This is a genomic window from Bacillus xiapuensis (assembly GCF_002797355.1).
Taxonomy (GTDB): Bacteria; Bacillota; Bacilli; order Bacillales; family Domibacillaceae; genus Bacillus_CE; species Bacillus_CE xiapuensis.
This window is the reverse complement of record NZ_KZ454939.1, coordinates 1,834,314-1,851,981: the sequence shown is the minus strand read 5'-3', so window position 1 is coordinate 1,851,981 and position 17,668 is coordinate 1,834,314. Positions and strand designations below refer to the sequence as shown.

At 46.0% G+C, this 17,668-nt stretch carries 19 protein-coding genes; 18 read left to right on the top strand and 1 reads right to left on the bottom strand.

The annotated features are described in order from the left end of the window. Window positions 1-8: 8 nt before the first annotated feature. From spoIIIAF to CEF20_RS09115, 18 genes are all read left to right on the top strand, one after another. Window positions 9-614 (top strand): stage III sporulation protein AF, encoded by a 606-nt coding sequence (spoIIIAF, locus tag CEF20_RS09205; protein WP_100331529.1) that lies wholly within the window; start codon window positions 9-11, stop codon window positions 612-614. Then, the gene (spoIIIAG, locus tag CEF20_RS09200; protein ID WP_232713412.1) at window positions 611-1,249 is read left to right on the top strand and encodes a stage III sporulation protein AG; all 639 of its coding nucleotides are present in this window, start codon (window positions 611-613) and stop codon (window positions 1,247-1,249) included. The genes spoIIIAF and spoIIIAG overlap by 4 nt, the downstream gene beginning before the upstream one ends. Continuing rightward, window positions 1,250-1,834 (top strand): SpoIIIAH-like family protein, encoded by a 585-nt coding sequence (locus CEF20_RS09195; RefSeq protein ID WP_100331528.1) that lies wholly within the window; start codon window positions 1,250-1,252, stop codon window positions 1,832-1,834. It begins immediately after the preceding gene. A 416-nt stretch (window positions 1,835-2,250) separates the two neighbouring features. Next, a complete protein-coding gene (accB, locus tag CEF20_RS09185) occupies window positions 2,251-2,748 on the top strand; it encodes an acetyl-CoA carboxylase biotin carboxyl carrier protein (protein ID WP_100331526.1) in 498 nt (165 codons plus the stop codon). Between the two features lie 12 nt (window positions 2,749-2,760). After that, a complete protein-coding gene (accC, locus tag CEF20_RS09180; RefSeq protein ID WP_100331525.1) occupies window positions 2,761-4,113 on the top strand; it encodes an acetyl-CoA carboxylase biotin carboxylase subunit in 1,353 nt (450 codons plus the stop codon). A gap of 26 nt (window positions 4,114-4,139) precedes the next feature. After that, on the top strand, window positions 4,140-4,562 hold the full coding sequence (locus CEF20_RS09175; RefSeq protein ID WP_100331524.1) for an Asp23/Gls24 family envelope stress response protein: 423 nt from the start codon (window positions 4,140-4,142) through the stop codon (window positions 4,560-4,562). Window positions 4,563-4,905: 343 nt separating this feature from the next. Next, window positions 4,906-5,301, top strand: coding sequence for a transcription antitermination factor NusB (gene nusB / locus CEF20_RS09170; protein WP_100331523.1), 396 nt, complete (start codon window positions 4,906-4,908; stop codon window positions 5,299-5,301). A gap of 19 nt (window positions 5,302-5,320) precedes the next feature. Beyond that, complete coding sequence (gene folD, locus CEF20_RS09165) at window positions 5,321-6,187, top strand: bifunctional methylenetetrahydrofolate dehydrogenase/methenyltetrahydrofolate cyclohydrolase FolD (RefSeq protein ID WP_100331522.1); 867 nt, start codon at window positions 5,321-5,323, stop codon at window positions 6,185-6,187. Between the two features lie 85 nt (window positions 6,188-6,272). Beyond that, the gene (xseA, locus tag CEF20_RS09160; RefSeq protein ID WP_100331521.1) at window positions 6,273-7,628 is read left to right on the top strand and encodes an exodeoxyribonuclease VII large subunit; all 1,356 of its coding nucleotides are present in this window, start codon (window positions 6,273-6,275) and stop codon (window positions 7,626-7,628) included. Further along, on the top strand, window positions 7,618-7,845 hold the full coding sequence (gene xseB / locus CEF20_RS09155) for an exodeoxyribonuclease VII small subunit (RefSeq protein WP_100331520.1): 228 nt from the start codon (window positions 7,618-7,620) through the stop codon (window positions 7,843-7,845). Before xseA ends, xseB begins: the two co-directional genes overlap by 11 nt. Window positions 7,846-7,847: 2 nt before the next feature. Next, a complete protein-coding gene (locus CEF20_RS09150; RefSeq protein ID WP_100331519.1) occupies window positions 7,848-8,732 on the top strand; it encodes a polyprenyl synthetase family protein in 885 nt (294 codons plus the stop codon). A 195-nt stretch (window positions 8,733-8,927) separates the two neighbouring features. Then, a complete protein-coding gene (gene dxs / locus CEF20_RS09145; RefSeq protein ID WP_100331518.1) occupies window positions 8,928-10,820 on the top strand; it encodes a 1-deoxy-D-xylulose-5-phosphate synthase in 1,893 nt (630 codons plus the stop codon). A 2-nt stretch (window positions 10,821-10,822) separates the two neighbouring features. Continuing rightward, window positions 10,823-11,662 carry a TlyA family RNA methyltransferase gene (locus CEF20_RS09140; protein ID WP_100331517.1) on the top strand — a complete coding sequence of 280 codons (840 nt, stop codon included), beginning with the start codon at window positions 10,823-10,825 and terminating at the stop codon, window positions 11,660-11,662. Window positions 11,663-11,794: 132 nt separating this feature from the next. Further along, a complete protein-coding gene (gene ahrC, locus CEF20_RS09135) occupies window positions 11,795-12,244 on the top strand; it encodes a transcriptional regulator AhrC/ArgR (RefSeq protein ID WP_100331516.1) in 450 nt (149 codons plus the stop codon). 17 nt (window positions 12,245-12,261) lie between these two features. Next, window positions 12,262-13,965, top strand: coding sequence for a DNA repair protein RecN (gene recN, locus CEF20_RS09130; protein ID WP_100331515.1), 1,704 nt, complete (start codon window positions 12,262-12,264; stop codon window positions 13,963-13,965). Between the two features lie 177 nt (window positions 13,966-14,142). Beyond that, window positions 14,143-15,336, top strand: coding sequence for a SpoIVB peptidase (gene spoIVB / locus CEF20_RS09125; protein WP_232713411.1), 1,194 nt, complete (start codon window positions 14,143-14,145; stop codon window positions 15,334-15,336). Between the two features lie 369 nt (window positions 15,337-15,705). Then, on the top strand, window positions 15,706-16,494 hold the full coding sequence (gene spo0A, locus CEF20_RS09120; RefSeq protein WP_100331514.1) for a sporulation transcription factor Spo0A: 789 nt from the start codon (window positions 15,706-15,708) through the stop codon (window positions 16,492-16,494). 97 nt (window positions 16,495-16,591) lie between these two features. Next, window positions 16,592-17,338, top strand: a complete 747-nt coding sequence (locus tag CEF20_RS09115; RefSeq protein ID WP_100331513.1) for a glycerophosphodiester phosphodiesterase — start codon at window positions 16,592-16,594, stop codon at window positions 17,336-17,338. An 86-nt stretch (window positions 17,339-17,424) separates the two neighbouring features. Here the strand turns inward: CEF20_RS09115 and CEF20_RS09110 are convergent, their stop codons facing one another. Further along, the gene (locus tag CEF20_RS09110) at window positions 17,425-17,658 is read right to left on the bottom strand and encodes a DUF2627 domain-containing protein (protein WP_100331512.1); all 234 of its coding nucleotides are present in this window, start codon (window positions 17,656-17,658) and stop codon (window positions 17,425-17,427) included. Window positions 17,659-17,668: the final 10 nt, after the last annotated feature.

Genomic DNA, 17,668 nt, shown 5'->3' with positions numbered 1-17,668 from the left:
AGACAGATATGGCTTTTTTATCTGAATGGCTCGGTAAAGTACTGGCTTTTATTTTATTGGCGGTCGTGGTCGATATGCTTCTGCCGTCATCGTCCTTTCAAAAGTATGCAAAATTTGTCATCGGGCTTCTCCTGCTATTTGTAATGCTGACGCCGCTGTGGAAACTGTTTTCTGTCGATATGGAAAAAGAGCTAAACGGGTGGGCGGCCAAGTATGTGAATGACCGTCAAATGGAGCAAGAAATGAATAGAAAAAAAGAGCGGCTGGATGATTCAAGAAAGCTGGCTATTGTAAAAAACAGCGAGCAGCAGCTGAGGGTGATGGCGGAAAGTGAACTGAACCTTACATTTCAAAAGAGCATTGTTGATTTAGAAATTGAAGTCCGGGAATGGCAGGGTGATTTTCCTACAAAGATTGAAAAAGTCGATGTCTATTTAACTTCATCTGCTTCCGGGGATCATCACGCTGTAGATGAAGTGGTAATTCATTCATCCGCTCGTTCAGGCGGCGGGGAGAATAAAGATCAGTCACTGCTTTTATTTCTTTCAAAAACATGGAATATTCCGGCGGAACAATTGAATATTCATATGATAGAGGAGGGGGGACAGCCTTGAGTGACCGCAAAAACCGTATGGAATGGCTGCAATCCTTATTCCCGTCCAAAAAAAACGGTGGAGAGAAAGGGGTTCAAAGAGCCAAATGGCTGGTGATTGTGGCGATCTTAGGCATCGGCTTTATGTTCATTAGCGACTTGAAGGATCAAGGGGGGATTCCTGCTGTTAATCTTCAGCAGGATTCAAGCGGGACAAAAGAAAACAAACCGCTTCAGCCCTCCTCAAAGGACTTCGAAACAGCTTATGAAAAAGAACTTCAATCTGCGCTTGAGCAAATGGCGGGAGTCAGCAATGTGACGGTTGTAGTCAATATAGAAGCTAGCGAAAAGAAAGTCTTGGAAAAAAATACGGCTGTCAAATCCCAAGAAACAAAAGAGAAGGATCAGAAGGGCGGGGAAAGAGTCGTTACGGACCAAACAAGAGAAGAAGATTTAGTCATGGTGAAAGAAGCAGATGGAGATGTGCCGGTCATTCTGGAAATGAAAAGGCCAGAGATTCGCGGCGTGCTGGTTGTAGCTGAAGGAGTGGAAAACATCCAAGTGAAGAAATGGGTCATTGAGTCGGTTACAAGGGTGTTGAATGTTCCAAGCCACCGCGTGGCGGTTATGCCAAAAAAACCAAGGGAGGATGCTTAAATGCTATTGAAAAAACAAACAGTCTGGTTACTGACAATGGTCAGTTTAGTAGTGGTGCTTTCTGTTTATTACATTACTTCACCTGAACAGCTCTCGCCGCAGGTCGCAACAAAAAATCAAGAAGAAGCTGTACCGACGGAAACAAATGGTGATAAGCCTGAGACGGCTATGCCAGATAAGGGGACAGAAACAGGGGGACAGCAAGCCGAGGTGGTGACCGAAGCAGCTGGAGATGAGGCGTTTGATATGCTCCGTTTAGAAATGCAGGATGAACGCAATAAATTGAAAGAAGAGCTGACCGCAAAAGTCGCTTCAGCAGAATTATCGGTAGAGGATAAAAATACCGCTTATGAAGAAATGGAGCAGTTAACGCAGCTTTCTACAAAGGAAAGTGTTTTAGAAACATTAATCAAGTCCAAGGGATATAAAGACGCCCTTGTTCGCGCAGACGGTGACAATATTAGGATTACAGTCAAATCAGCTGAGCAGCATTCAGCGGCAGCGGCCAACGAAATCATTCGTCTCGCAAAGGACGAGCTTGGCAAGCAGCAGCCTGTCGCTGTAGAATTCCAGCCGGTGAAATAATGCGGTGACACTCAAGCCTTCTTTTCGCAAGAGGGCTTTTTTTATTCCGCATGGAAGTGGAAGTGCCGCAAGACTTCCGCTTTAAGGATGGAGGGGGAAACTGAAGGTCCTGAGTGGGAAGCCGCTATACGCAGATGCCCGATTGATCCGGGGCTGCACGATGCAGCAGTTCATTGCAGTGCTATCTTTTGTTCCTCTTTCCGACAGCCTGTATTTCAGCAAACATTCCGCACAATATATGGAAAAACATTAATTGAAGGAATATTTTAAATTTATTTTTATTTTATATTTCATCTTTGATAGAAAAGGGATAGAATAAAGGAATAGAGTGCTTGACAATAATTAAAGTTGAATTTTCACTGGGTGTTATCGTAAGATATTAGTATCTAGTCATAACCATTCAAGGGGTGTCAGTAATGAAAATACAGGAAATCAGAGAATTAATTAAGCTTGTTGATCAATCTGAGATCGATGAGTTTGTTTTTGAATCAGACGGCAGCAAAGTAAAAATGAAAAAGAACAAAGGGGCAGTCTATTCGGTAGCGCCAGTCACTCAAGAGGCACCGAAGGCAGAAGCGCCGCAGGTGAAAACGGCGGACAAGCTGGAAGGAAAGCCAACTGTGCAAGAAGCTCCGGTACCGGAAGCACCTAAATCGAATGAAAGCGATGACCATTTACATATGATCACTTCCCCTATGGTGGGAACGTTCTATCAGTCACCGACTCCGGATGCTGAGGCTTATGTCAAACCGGGCTCTAAAGTATCCAGCGGTACAGTCGTTTGCATTGTAGAAGCGATGAAGCTCTTTAATGAAATCGAAGCGGAAGTTGAAGGGGAAATTGTAGAGGTTCTTGTGAAGGACGGCCAATTAGTTGAATACGGTCAGCCTTTATTCTCAGTAAAGCCTCAATAAGGAGAGATCGGAATGATTAACAAATTATTGATTGCCAACCGCGGGGAAATTGCTGTGCGGATCATCCGCGCCTGCAAAGAGCTCGGCATAGAAACGGTGGCTGTCTATTCCGAAGCAGATAAAGAAGCTCTCCATGTTCAACTGGCAGATGAAGCCTACTGCATTGGACCGACTGCTTCAAAAGACAGTTACTTGAATTTCACGAATATTGTAAGTGTTGCTAAATTAACTAATTGTCAAGCCATCCATCCAGGATATGGCTTTTTAGCAGAAAACGCTGATTTTGCCGAGCTTTGCCGGGAGTGCAACATTGTATTCGTAGGTCCTTCCCCGGAAGCGATTACTCAAATGGGAACGAAGGATGTGGCGCGCGATACAATGGAGAAAGCCGGAGTGCCGATTGTTCCAGGATCAGACGGCATTATTCCATCGGTTGAAGAAGGAATATCTGTTGCAGAACGCCTCGGCTATCCAGTTATTATTAAAGCGACCGCCGGCGGCGGCGGAAAAGGCATCCGCGTAGCCCGCAACCGTCAAGAATTGGAGAAGGGCATCAATATGACCCAGCAAGAAGCCGCAACGGCCTTCGGAAACCCGGGCGTTTATTTGGAAAAATTCATCGAAGACTTTCGCCACGTGGAAATTCAAGTGCTTGCAGATACTCACGGAAATGTGATTCACTTAGGAGAGCGGGACTGCACCATTCAGCGGCGGATGCAAAAATTGCTGGAAGAAACACCGTCTCCTGCCCTCGATGCGAAGGTTCGAGAAGAGATGGGGCTGGCAGCTGTAAAAGCCGCACAAGCAGTTGATTACACAGGTGCAGGAACAGTAGAATTTATTTATGATTATCAGAACCGGCAGTTTTATTTCATGGAAATGAATACGCGCATTCAAGTGGAGCACCCTGTCACGGAATTAGTCACAGGCGTCGATCTTGTCAAAGAACAAATTCGTGTAGCTTCCGGTGAGAAACTGTCTTATCAGCAAAAGGATATTGAATTTAACGGCTGGGCGATAGAGTGCCGGATTAATGCTGAGAATCCGGAGAAAAACTTCATGCCTTCTCCGGGGAGAATTACAGCGTATATGCCTCCGGGCGGCTTTGGGGTTCGCGTAGATTCAGCGGCTTATCCGGGATATATGATACCGCCTTTTTACGATTCCATGATTGCTAAATTGATCGCTTATGGTTCAACGCGGGAAGAAGCCATCGCGCGGATGAAGCGTGCGCTAAGCGAGTTTGTCATTGAAGGTGTGCACACGACCATTCCTTTCCATTTAAGATTGCTGGAGCATGAAAAGTTTGTGGAAGGCGAATTTAACACAAAGTTTCTTGAAATGTACGAAGTGATGAAGTCATAATAAATATTACAAGGAGGTGCTGATGTATGGGTGAGAGCAGCCAAACAGCAAATCAAGTTTTAGAAATGAGCAATGGCGTGAATGGTCTGGGGAAAATTGAAATTGCTCCGGAAGTCATTGAAGTCATTGCGGGCATTGCCGCGTCAGAAGTAGAGGGCGTAGAAAAAATGCGCGGAAGCTTTGCGGCAGGCGTAGTTGAACGGCTAGGAAAGAAAAATCACGGCAAGGGAGTGCGTGTAGAGCTGACCGAAGAGGGGATCAAGGTCGATGTCTATTGCATCGTTGCTTTTGGTATTTCCATTCCTGTTGTCGCTCAGAAGGTTCAGGATAATATCCGTCAAGCGCTGTTAAATATGACCGCACTTGAAGCAGATGAAGTGAACATTCATGTTGTGGGCATTCAATTTGACACTAAGCATACGGAAAGCGATCAGACGACGGAAGAGTAAGGCGGGTCAGGATACAGGCGATGGCTGTTATCCGCGTCTTCTCCCCCGGCTGGTAATGCGAACGCAGATTCGCAAGGCTTGAATGGAAAAGGCTGACCCAAGGCAAGGGATATCGCGCTTGCTATAGCGGGGTCAGTCTTTTTTGCATGTATACACGGTGCGGCAAGCCCTCCCCTTCAAAATGAAACGGGGAACGAAGAGGATAAAAGAAACTCTTTATTGTGTAAAGTCCTGATTTCAAAGTGGAATAAAAGCGGTTCTTTTTTAGAAGAACATGTGTATTCTTTTCATTTTGTGCTATTATCTTTTTATAATGCAGAAAAAGCAAAAGGAGTTTTAATAAATGAAAAGACGTACAGCACGCGAGAAAAGCTTGCAAGCCCTCTATCAAATGGATATGAGCGGAGCCGATCCGCGGGAAGCCATCAGCAATGTTTTGGAGGAAGCCCCGCATGATGAATATCTACAAAGCGCAGTAATGGGCACCGCTTCCCATTTGAATGATATTGATGAGCTAATCAAGGCCAACTTAGAAAAGTGGTCCTTTGACCGCTTGGCGAAAGTGGACCGCAATATTTTGAGATTGGCTGTTTTTGAAATGAAATATTTGGATGATGTGCCGGCAAAAGTAGCGATCAATGAAGCGGTGGAATTGGCGAAGCATTTTAGCGATGAGCGTTCCGGCAAGTTCATTAACGGAGTATTATCGCGGATTCATGATTCTTTATTACATGGATGAGAAGTGAGGAGGAGACAACATGGCGGCAACCATCATTGACGGGAAAGCAATTGCGCAAAGCATTCGGCAGGAATTGAAGAAAGATGTTGCAGAGCTAAAAAGAAATGGTGTAACACCGGGCTTAGCGGTCATTTTAGTTGGGGAGGATCCAGCCTCTCAAACATATGTGAGAAACAAAGATAAAGCATGTGCCGAAGTGGGCATCCACTCCGAGATCTACCGCTATCCGGCTCATTTATCAGAAGCAGAGCTGCTGGCTAAAGTGGAAGAATTAAACCAGGACAACAATATCCATGGCATTCTCGTGCAGCTTCCGTTACCAGCCCATATTTCAGAGGATAAGGTCATTGACGCGATTTCTCCAGAAAAAGATGTGGATGGTTTTCATCCGGTTAACGTTGGAAAAATGGCCATTGGAAAAGAGGCGTTTTATTCCTGCACACCATTCGGTATTATCAAGATGCTTGAGCGGGAAAACATCTCTTTAGAAGGAAAACATGCGGTGGTCATCGGCCGCAGCAATATCGTTGGTAAACCGGCAGCGTTATTGGCGCTAAAAGAAAGCGCAACCGTGACCGTTTGCCATTCCAGAACGAAAGATTTGTCAGCCTTTACGAGACAAGCTGATATCGTGATCGCTGCTGTCGGAAAAGCAAAGTTCTTAAAAGCAGAGGACCTGAAGCCGGGCGCGGTAGTCATTGACGTGGGAATGAACCGCGACGAAAACGGCAAGCTTTGCGGAGATGTCGATTTTGAAAGTGCAAAGCAGGTAGCGGGAGCCATTACACCCGTTCCAGGCGGTGTTGGCCCGATGACGATCACGATGCTGCTATTTAACACGGTGCAGTCTGTCAAACAAAAAGCAGCCATGGCAAACTCTAAATAAGCGTGCTCAATATTAAAGCTGTCTTCCAAACATGTTATAATGGGAGGGCAGCTTTTTTAGCTTGACCAAAAAGGTGGAATTTCATATGGAAGTACAACCATACTTATCAGTAAAAGCCTTAACAAAATATATTAAACGGAAATTTGACGCCGACCCGCATTTAACCAATGTGCTCGTCAAGGGAGAAATTTCCAACTTTAAACGTCATTCAAGCGGACATATGTATTTCACTTTAAAGGATGACAAAGCGAGAATATTAGCGGTGATGTTTTCATCCGCAAACCGCATGCTGAAGTTTCGCCCTGAAAACGGAATGCAAGTATTAATTAAAGCGGATGTGACCGTGTATGAATCAGGCGGACAGTATCAAATGTATGTCAAATCCATGCAGCCGGACGGCATCGGTGAATTATACTTAGCTTTTGATCAGCTGAAGAAAAAGCTGGAAAAGAAAGGGCTGTTTGATGAGAGCCAAAAACGCCCGCTTCCGGTCTATCCGAAAACGATCGGGGTCGTGACCTCCCCAACGGGTGCCGCAGTTCGTGATATCCTTACGACCATTAAAAGGCGCTACCCAATCGCCGAAATTCTTGTTTATCCAGCTTTGGTGCAGGGGGAGAATGCGGCTCCGTCCATCGTGTCCGCAATCAACACAGCCAATCGCGACCAGCGAGCTGAAGTCCTGATTGTCGGCCGCGGAGGAGGCTCGATTGAAGAGCTTTGGGCGTTCAATGAAGAACAGGTGGCTATGGCCATCCGTCAATCTCATATTCCGGTGATTTCTGCTGTCGGCCATGAAACGGATTTTACCATCGCTGATTTTGCAGCGGATCGCCGGGCTCCTACACCAACAGGCGGAGCAGAGATTGCCGTGCCGCATCTTGAAGAAGTGCTTGAAAAGCTAGCTGTTCGAAAAAACAGGCTGAACCGGGCGATGTCAGAGAAGATTCGCCGCGAGCGCAAGCGGTATCAAAATTTGAAAGGCTCCTATATCATGCGTAATCCGCAAGCGCTGTATCGTCAGCAGGCTGAGCGGCTGGATCGCTTGAACGAAAAGCTTGCCTGCGAGCAGCTCATCCATTTGAAGCAGGCGCGTTCAAGCATAGAGGAACTGTCAGGACGATTAAACCGGAGTCATCCCAGAAGAAGAATCAGCGAGGCTTATGAGGGGCTGAATCGCTTAAATGACGCGCTGGCGAAACAAATGAAGCAAGTGCTGACAGCAAAGGAGGAAATCTTCAAGCAGAAGGTTTCCGTGCTGCATGCTCTCAGCCCGCTTAAAGTGATGGAGCGCGGATATAGCCTTTCTTATAATGAAAGAAATCAATTAATTAAATCAAGCCGCGATGCAGCCGCTGGAGAAAAACTGACCGTTCAGCTGACGGATGGAAGCCTGCACTGTCAAATTCAATCAATTGAGGTGAAAAGCAATGGAGAATAAAGAGCTCAGCTTTGAGGAAGCGATGGATAAGTTAGAATCCATCGTCACGAAATTGGAAGAGGGAGATGTAGCCTTGGAAGAGGCTTTAAGCTATTACCAAGAAGGCATCAAGCTTTCGGCGTTTTGCCATGAAAAACTGACCCATGCGGAAAATCAGCTAGCCAAGCTGATGACAGAAAACGGAGAGCAGGATTTCACTGTCGGTGAGGAGGAATAAGGATGGGAGCGACTTTAGCGGCTTTCATGGATAACTATAAGCAGCAACTGGAGAAAGAATTAGCTCGGCGAATTGCATCTATTCAAGCGCCGCCGCGGCTGCAAGAAGCGATGGATTACTCTCTTCAGGCCGGGGGGAAAAGACTGCGGCCGCTGCTGCTGCTGGCTACTTTAGAATCTTTCGGAAAAAAACCGCAACTCGGTTTAGAGGCTGCGGCTGCGTTAGAAATGATACATACCTATTCTTTAATACATGATGATTTGCCGAGCATGGATAATGATGATTTAAGGCGGGGAAAGCCGACTAATCATAAAGTGTATGGAGAAGCCGCTGCCGTTTTAGCTGGCGATGCTCTCTTAACCTATGCTTTTCAATTAATCGCTCAGTCTGAAGTCTACACCGACAGGCAAAAGGTTCAATTGATCGCTTCTCTTGCTGAAGCTGCAGGTCCGGAAGGCATGGTAGCAGGACAAATGGCCGATATGGAAGGAGAGAACCAGCAATTAACGCTGGAAGAGCTTGAATATATCCATACCAATAAAACGGGACGCCTGCTGGCATTTAGCATTGCAGCTGGAGCGCTCTTAGCCGGGGCATCCAAAGAGCAGCAGAAGCATTTCCAGACTTATGCCTACCATATTGGCCTGGCCTTTCAAATTCAAGACGATATTTTAGACATCGAAGGCTCCGAAGAAAAAATGGGAAAACCGGCCGGCAGCGATTCTGCTAAGCTTAAAAGCACCTATCCCCATCTGCTCGGCATGCCTCGGACAAAGGCCATGCTTCAAGAGCATATCGACAAGGCTCTTAGCGCGCTTAAACAGACGAATACAAACACTCAGCTTTTGGCGGAGCTTGCCGAGTTAATTGCGAACCGAGATCAATAAAAATCATCTCTAAAATTGTTGTCAATTCAGACATGTGATATAATGACCATATTATTCTGACCAGACTGCCGTTACCACGCCCTAGTGTTAGCGGCTATTTTTTCAAACGGCGTCCCTTGAAAGTCTGTCCGTGGTGAAAGGCAATGGTTGAGTTATAATGATGAAAAGACACAGTAATGAAAGCGAGTGATCCTATTGGATCTGTTATCCATTAAAGACCCTTCTTTTTTGAAAGATATGACAATAGATGAACTGAATGAGCTAAGCGCGGATATCCGCCGCTTTTTAATCGAGAATTTATCAAAAACCGGGGGACATATTGGACCAAATCTTGGAGTGGTCGAGTTAACGATTGCTTTGCATCGCTGTTTTAACAGCCCGAAAGACAAGTTGCTGTGGGATGTTGGTCATCAGTCCTATGTGCACAAGATATTGACAGGACGGGCTGGTCAATTTAGCACACTTCGTCAATACAAAGGCTTATGCGGGTTTCCAAAAACAGCGGAAAGCGAGCATGACGTCTGGGAAACCGGTCATAGCTCCACCTCTCTTTCTGCCGCCATGGGCATGGCGATCGCTAGGGATCTGAAGAAAGAGCAATCGTATATCGTGCCGGTCATTGGCGATGGAGCTCTCACTGGAGGAATGGCGCTGGAAGCATTGAATCATATCGGGCATGAAAAAAAGAATATGATTGTGATTTTAAATGATAATGAAATGTCGATTGCTCCGAATGTCGGTGCGCTGCATAATGTGCTCGGCCGCCTGCGCACCGCCGGAAAGTATAATTGGGTGAAAGATGAACTGGAAGCCCTGCTGAAGAAAATCCCTGCTGTGGGAGGCAAAATGGCTCAGACTGCCGAGCGCTTGAAAGACAGCCTGAAGTATTTATTTGTGTCCGGCATGTTTTTTGAAGAGATGGGCTTTACGTATTTGGGGCCAATTGATGGACATAATTTTGAAGATTTGTTTGAACAGCTGCAGTATGCGAAAAAGACAGAAGGACCGGTGATCCTTCATGTGATTACGAAAAAAGGCAAAGGGTACCGCCCAGCAGAGCTTGATACAAAAGGAACCTGGCATGGTACAGGCCCCTACAAAATGGAAACGGGTACGCTGATTAAAACGCTTAATCAGCCGCCGGCTTGGAGCGCTCTCGTCAGTGAAACAGCCAGAAGAATCGCCCGCACGGATGAGCGGGTTGTGGCCATTACTCCAGCAATGCCCGTCGGATCGAAATTGCTGGGCTTTGCCGAAGAATTCCCTGACCGCATGTTTGATGTAGGAATTGCTGAGCAGCATGCGGCGACTGTGGCAGCAGGACTAGCTACGCAAGGGATGAAGCCGTTTTTGGCGATCTATTCAACATTTTTGCAGAGAGCATATGATCAAGTCGTCCACGACATTTGCCGGCCAAATTTAAATGTATTTATAGGGATTGACCGAGCCGGGCTAGTGGGGGCGGATGGTGAGACGCATCAAGGCGTGTTTGACATTGCTTTTATGCGCCATTTGCCGAACATGGTGCTGATGATGCCAAAAGATGAAAACGAAGGACAGCATATGGTATACACGGCTTTTCAATATGATGAAGGGCCGATTGCGATGCGTTTTCCACGCGGAAACGGTCTTGGCGTACCGCTGGATAAAGAGCTGCAGCAGATTCCCATCGGTTCATGGGAAGTGCTGAAGGAAGGGCGCGACGCAGCGATTCTCACGTTTGGCACGATGATTCCGCTCGCTCTAAAAGCCGCAAAAACGGCCGAAAAGCAAGGGGTTTCTGTTAAAGTTGTCAACGCCCGTTTTATCAAGCCAATGGACTATGATATGCTGCTTTCAATTTTACAGTCGGGCATGCCGATTTTAACGATAGAAGAAGCGGTTCTTAAAGGCGGATTTGGCAGTGCTGTTCTGGAATTTGCTCAAGAGCACGGCTGCTTCGACCATGTCATTGAACGCATGGGCATCCCCGACCGATTCATTGAACATGGCAGCGTGGATCTTCTTTTAGAAGAAATCGGGTTGACGGAAGAAGACGCCGTTAGGAAGATTATGGCAATGAAACCAATAAAACAGAAAAGAGCGTAAGCATGAAAGTAAAGAAAGAACGAATTGATGTCTTGCTAGTGGAAAGAGGATTAGCTGAGACAAGAGAAAAAGCCAAGCGTGCTGTCATGGCCGGTCTTGTCTATTCAAAGGAAGAACGTCTTGATAAACCGGGAGAGAAGATACCGGTGGATTCGCCGCTGCAAATCAAAGGCAGCACGATGCCTTATGTAAGCCGGGGCGGATTGAAGCTTGAAAAGGCGCTGCAGGAATTTGATGTGAATGTAAAAGGAAAAGTGATGATAGATATTGGTTCATCGACAGGAGGCTTTACGGATTGTGCTCTCCAAAATGGAGCCAAGCTTTCCTACGCTTTGGACGTCGGATATAACCAGCTTGCTTGGAAGCTTCGCCAAGATGAGCGGGTTGTTGTTATGGAGCGCACAAATTTCCGTTATGTCACGCCCGATGATTTGGAAAACGGACTCCCTGACTTTGCCACGATTGACGTGTCTTTTATCTCTCTGTCCTTAATATTGCCGGTATTGAAAACATTGTTATTGCCGGGAAGCGATGTCATCGCCCTGATTAAACCGCAATTTGAAGCGGGAAGGGAGCAAGTGGGCAAAAAGGGGATTGTAAGAGAAGCCAGCGTTCACAGACAGGTCATAAAGAAAATCATTGATTTAGCGGACTCTCTTGGCTACAGCATTCGAAACTTATCTTATTCTCCCATCACGGGAGGCGACGGCAATATTGAGTTTTTGATCCATCTTCATTGGCCTAAGCAGCCTGAGGAGCCGGAAAGTCATTCATTGCTGCTGCCGGTTGATGCTGTGGTGAAGGAAGCGCACGAACAATTGAAACAAAAAAAGAAGCAATAATCAAAAGGAGACGGCCCGGCAGAATATCATCTTTTGGGCGGTCTCCTTTCTTTGGTGCGCTATACAATCAGCAAAAAATAAGATACTATATGTACATTCGAGTATATTTATACATTTTAAGAGGTGAAGACAATGAACAAAGGCCAGCGACATATTAAAATAAGAGAACTGATTGCGAATCATGAAATCGACACACAAGATGAATTAGTCGATCGCTTGAAAGCACTTGGCTACAATGTAACCCAGGCGACCGTATCACGCGACATCAAAGAGCTTCATTTAGTGAAGGTGCCGCTGATGGATGGACGCTACAAGTACAGCTTGCCGGCCGATCAGCGCTTCAACCCGCTTCAAAAGCTCAAGCGTTCACTTATTGATGCTTTTGTCAGCATCGATGCGGCTGGTCACTTTGTCGTCATGAAAACACTTCCGGGAAATGCACAGGCGGTAGGAGCATTAATCGATAATCTGGATTGGGAAGAAATTATGGGAACGATATGCGGAGATGACACATGCTTAATCATTTGCCGGGCTCCAGAGCAAACATCTGTTGTATCTGAGCGCTTTTTAGAAATGCTATAACATGGGGTGAGTACACATTGCTACAGGAATTATCCATACGCAATTTTGCCATCATTGAAGAATTAAATGTGTCTTTGGAAAAGGGGCTGACCGTGTTAACAGGTGAAACCGGGGCCGGCAAGTCCATCATTATCGATGCCGTTCATTTGCTGGCGGGCGGGCGCGGATCCGCTGAGTTTGTACGGCATGGGGAAAAAAAGTCCGAGATCGAGGGGCTGTTTATTCTGGAAAGCGACAGCCACCCTTGTGTTCAGAAAGCAAAAAATTTCGGCATTGAGATTGAAGAAGAGATGGTTGTAATCCGCCGCGAAATTTCCGCGAATGGCAAGAGTGTTTGCCGCGTGAACGGCAAGCTGGTAACGATTGCTATTCTCCGGGAAATTGGGGCGACTTTAGTAGATATTCACGGCCAGCATGAGCATCAGGAGCTGATGGATTCCCATCGGCACTTGCGTTTGCTTGATCAATTTGGCGGACAAGAAGTTATGCAGGCAAAGAAGAATTATGAAGAAGTTTATAAGCGTTATGAAAACGCAGCAAAAATGATTCGCCAGCTCACTGAAAATGAGCAGCAGATGGCTCAGCGTCTTGATTTGCTGCAGTTTCAGCTCGGTGAAATCCAAAAAGCTGAACTGAAGCTGAATGAAGATGAAGAGCTTTCGGAGGAAAAGCGGAAGCTCAGCAATTTTGGAAAGCTTTATGAGTCCATGCAAACAAGCTATTCTGCCTTGCAAGAAGAAGGGAAGGGGCTCGACTGGGTCGGACTTGCCATGAATCAGTTAGAAACCGCAGCAGAAATTGACCCCCAATACCGCCCGGTTTATGAGGCAGTATCGGAAAGCTTCTATGCGCTTGAGGATGCTGCCCGTCAAACGAGCTCTGCTTTGGACGAATTAGAATTCGATCCGGATCGTTTAAATGTAATTGAAACACGGCTAAATGAAATCAATCAATTAAAGAGAAAATACGGGCAAACCATTGAGGAGATCATTGAATACGGCGCCGAGATTGAAGAAGAGATTGATACGCTGATGAATAAGGAAACGCATTTAGAGAAAATGCAAACAGAATTGAACGCGTATAAAAAGGATTTATTGCTTGAAGGCCAGCAGCTCAGCTATTTGCGTAAACAAGCGGCAAAGAAACTGATGAAGGCCGTTCATCAGGAGCTCAAGCAGCTGTATATGGACAAGACGGTGTTTTCCGTTGAGTTCCATGCAGATGGAGAAAAGAGTGCACACGAAAGACCGGTCATCAGAAGAGATGGTCTTGATGACATAGAGTTTTACATCTCCACCAATCCGGGAGAACCGCTGAAGCCGTTATCTAAAGTGGCTTCCGGTGGAGAACTGTCTAGAATGATGCTGGCGATGAAGACCATCTTCTCCAAGCATCAGGGAGTTACCTCGATTATTTTTGATGAGGTGGACACAGGCGTCAGCGGCCGGGTGGCGCAAGCTATAGGTGAAAAGATTTATCAGATAGCCGTCCATTCACAAGTGCTTTGCATCAGCCATTTGCCGCAAGTGGCAGCCATGGCTGATACCCATTTATACATTTCCAAAGAGATGACTGGCGGCCGCACCAAAACGTTTGTAAAACCGTTGGAAAATGAAGAAAAAATTAAAGAAATCGGCCGGATGATCTCCGGAGTAGAAATGACAGATTTAACAAAGCAGCACGCAAAAGAACTGCTGGAGCTTGCTGCTTCTTTAAAATAGCTTCATTACTTTAAACCGCTGACAGCCGTTGGCGGTTTTGCCGTTGATTCCATTGGCATTTCGCCTTTTACTCTCCAAGGATGGGAGCAAATTTCGTAATAAATGAGGTTCTTCAAGGAAAAAGTAAATGTACGGCCCAATTAATGCGGCTGATTCGAAGCGAGGAGAGTGAACGGTTTGAAAAAGAATAAACTTAGCAAAACCACTGGTGGAATTCTCCTTGTTTCCATTTTATTATGCTTCATGCTTGCCTCGTTCATTCCGTCTATCTCTGCTCTGGCCACTGATAAAGACAGCGTGCTGACCGTTACGGGATCCAACGTTGCCAAAGAAGAAAAACTGCTGGAGCTAGCCGGTTTTCCGCTAAAAAAGGAAAAAGCGTCGGCTATTCGAGACATAAGAGTGATTCCGGGCGGGCAGTCTATAGGAATTAAAATGAGCTCAGTCGGTGTTCTCGTCGTCGGGCACCATCTTGTCGATTCGAAAGAGGGCAAACAATCCCCAGGGGAAAAGGCAGGCATTCAAGTGGGAGATATCATTACGAAAATCAATGGACAAACCGTTGAAAAGATGGCGGATATCGGAACATTTGTGAAAGCAGCTCATAAAGAAAAACCACTGCGCGTGGCCGTTCGCCGCGACAAGAAAGTATTTGAAACGAATCTGTTGCCGCTTAAGGATAAAAAAGAACAAACATATAAGCTGGGACTGTACATCCGCGATTCAGCAGCAGGAATTGGAACCTTGACATTTTATGAACCCCAATCAAAAAAGTATGGAGCCTTGGGGCATGTGATTGCTGATGTCGATACAAAAAAGCCAATCATTGTTGAGGACGGTGAAATTGTTAAATCAACCGTCACTTCCATTGAAAAAGGACGCCATGGAAATCCGGGGGAAAAGCTGGCGCAGTTTTCCACGGGTAACCAGGAGATTGGCGATATTCGCACCAACAGCTCCTACGGCATCTTCGGGCGATTAAAAAAACCTCTCTCCAATGGTCTTGTCAGCCGATCCTATCCAGTGGCCTTGTCCCATGAAGTGAAAGAAGGGCCGGCTAAGATTATGACAGTCGTTGAGGGAGAAAAAGTGGAATGGTTTGATATTGAAATCGTCAGCACAATTCCGCAGAAATATCCAGCTACAAAAGGAATGGTCATCAAAATAACCGACCCTAGGCTGCTTGACCGAACGGGTGGCATTGTTCAAGGAATGAGCGGCAGCCCGATCATTCAAAACAACAAAGTCATCGGTGCTGTCACCCATGTATTTGTCAACGACCCCACTTCAGGCTACGGCGTTCACATTGAGTGGATGTTAAATGAAGCGGGAATTCCATTGAAACATGCGAATGAAAAAGCAGCAAGTTGAACAAGCGAGTTTTTCGCTTGTTTTTTTTGTCCTGTATAAAGCTGCCTTTATCTTTCGCTTCAAGAATTGAAAGGAAAGCAAAGGTTTAAGCGGGGGATCCCGGCAGCTAAATGCCCGCTTCGTTCAGACATTTAGCTGCCGGTTACAAAGGAGTTACAGCTGCTTTGTTCTCCTTATCATTAGCGCGGCAGGAAAGAACATTTGCTGCCGGAAGGCTCATATTTTAGAAACTCGTCGAAAAAAACAGAAAAATAAGGAAAAAAATATGTACAAGAAAAAGAGGGGAAATTAAAGGAATTCATATCGCTTTGTCGAAAGAATCTCTAGTATGGACTTATAAAGGAAGAATTGATTGAGGAGGAGTTTCTTTTGAAAAAGATAAAAGTGGCTATTGTGGATGATAATCGTGAGCTGGTTAAACTGCTCGAAGAATATATATCATCGCAGGAAGACATGGAAGTCGTCGCTAAAGCAAATAACGGCCAAGAATGCTTAGAATTGCTTTCCGAGGCGCGTCCTGAAGTGCTGATCCTTGATATCATCATGCCTCATGTGGATGGGCTGGCTGTGCTGGAAAAGATGAGAAGCATCGATTTGTCTCCAATGCCGAATGTCATTATGCTGACAGCATTCGGGCAAGAAGATGTCACGAAAAAAGCAGTGGAGCTGGGAGCTTCTTATTTCATGCTTAAGCCATTTGATATGGAGAGCTTAGTATCCCATATACGTCAAGTCGGCGGATCCGAACACCAGACTGCGCAGCGCTCTGCCAATTCAATTGTGAATTCCCCTGAAAAAAAATCAGTGAATCTCGATGCAAGCATTACAAGCATCATTCATGAAATTGGCGTGCCCGCGCATATCAAGGGATATCTGTATTTACGGGAAGCCATTTCCATGGTGTATAACGATATTGAACTGCTCGGTTCGATCACGAAGGTGCTTTACCCTGATATTGCCAAAAAATATAATACAACTGCCAGCAGAGTCGAGCGGGCGATCCGCCACGCTATTGAAGTTGCTTGGAGCCGCGGAAACATCGACTCGATTTCTACTTTATTCGGTTATACGGTTTCCATGACGAAAGCCAAGCCGACCAATTCCGAGTTTATTGCGATGGTCGCGGATAAGCTGCGATTAGAACATAAAGCATCTTGAAAGGGATAGGAGTCGCGAAATTAAGCGGCTATGAGCGGCAGGACAGCGCCGTGATGCGGAATTTCTGTACAGATTTAATGGATGGGGTTGCGGTTACATGACACTGATCTTCGCGCACCGCGGCTACTCGGCTGCCGCACCGGAAAACACGATGCTCTCCTTTCAATTGGCTGAAGAAGCATCCGCGGATGGAATTGAGCTGGATGTGCAGTTAACGAGAGACGGCTGTTTAGCTGTGATTCATGATGAAAAGCTTGACCGTACAACCAATGGAAAAGGATATGTGAAAGACTGGCTCTGGGAAGAGATCCGGCAGCTGCATGCTTCGTATAAGTTTCCATCACTGGTTCATCCGCCAGGCATCCCTTCTTTGCAGCAAGTGTTTGAATGGATGAGAGGCAACGGCCTGCTATGCAATATTGAATTGAAAAATAATCGATTCCCTTATCAAGGGATGGAGGAGAAAGTAATTCGGCTGATTCGCCGCTACCGCTACGAGGAACGGGTGATCATCTCCTCGTTCAACCATTATTCCCTGACCAAGGTTCACCGGCTGGCACCCGATCTTGAAACGGCTGCTTTGTATTCTTCCCGCCTGTATATGCCTTGGAAGTATGCTGCAGCGATTCAAGCGAAAGCCATTCATCCTAATGTGCGAACGGTGACGAAGAAAATGATTGCTTCGTCGCTTGCCTCGGGCATTCATGTCCGCCCCTATACCATCAATAAGGAAAAGCAAATGAAGTGGCTGATCGCTCATCAATGCTCTGGCTTTTTCACTGATGATCCGCAAAAGGCAGTACGCATTCGCCAGCAGGCGCCAAGCCACTTCCCAACTTCATAAAAAAGCTCGCCTCCTGTCTTAGATAGATCTAGAGACTATATGGCGAGCCTTTTTGGCAATTCCATTTCAATGAATAAGGAGAAGAATCAGTTTTTAAAGCGATCCTGAACCCGGTTGTTTTTTCTGTCTCTTCGGAAAATAAAGCCGCCTATAAAGCCGAGACCTCCAATAAATAAGAACATTCCGGTCATAAATTGCAGCCAAAGAAACGGAAACGGCGGCTGTAAAATGCCAAACAGCATATCCCTCATCAATTTAATTCCCAGCCCTGCAAGAATACCCGGAATGACTAATACTAATAATGCAAGAATTCGGACCATTCGCATACCC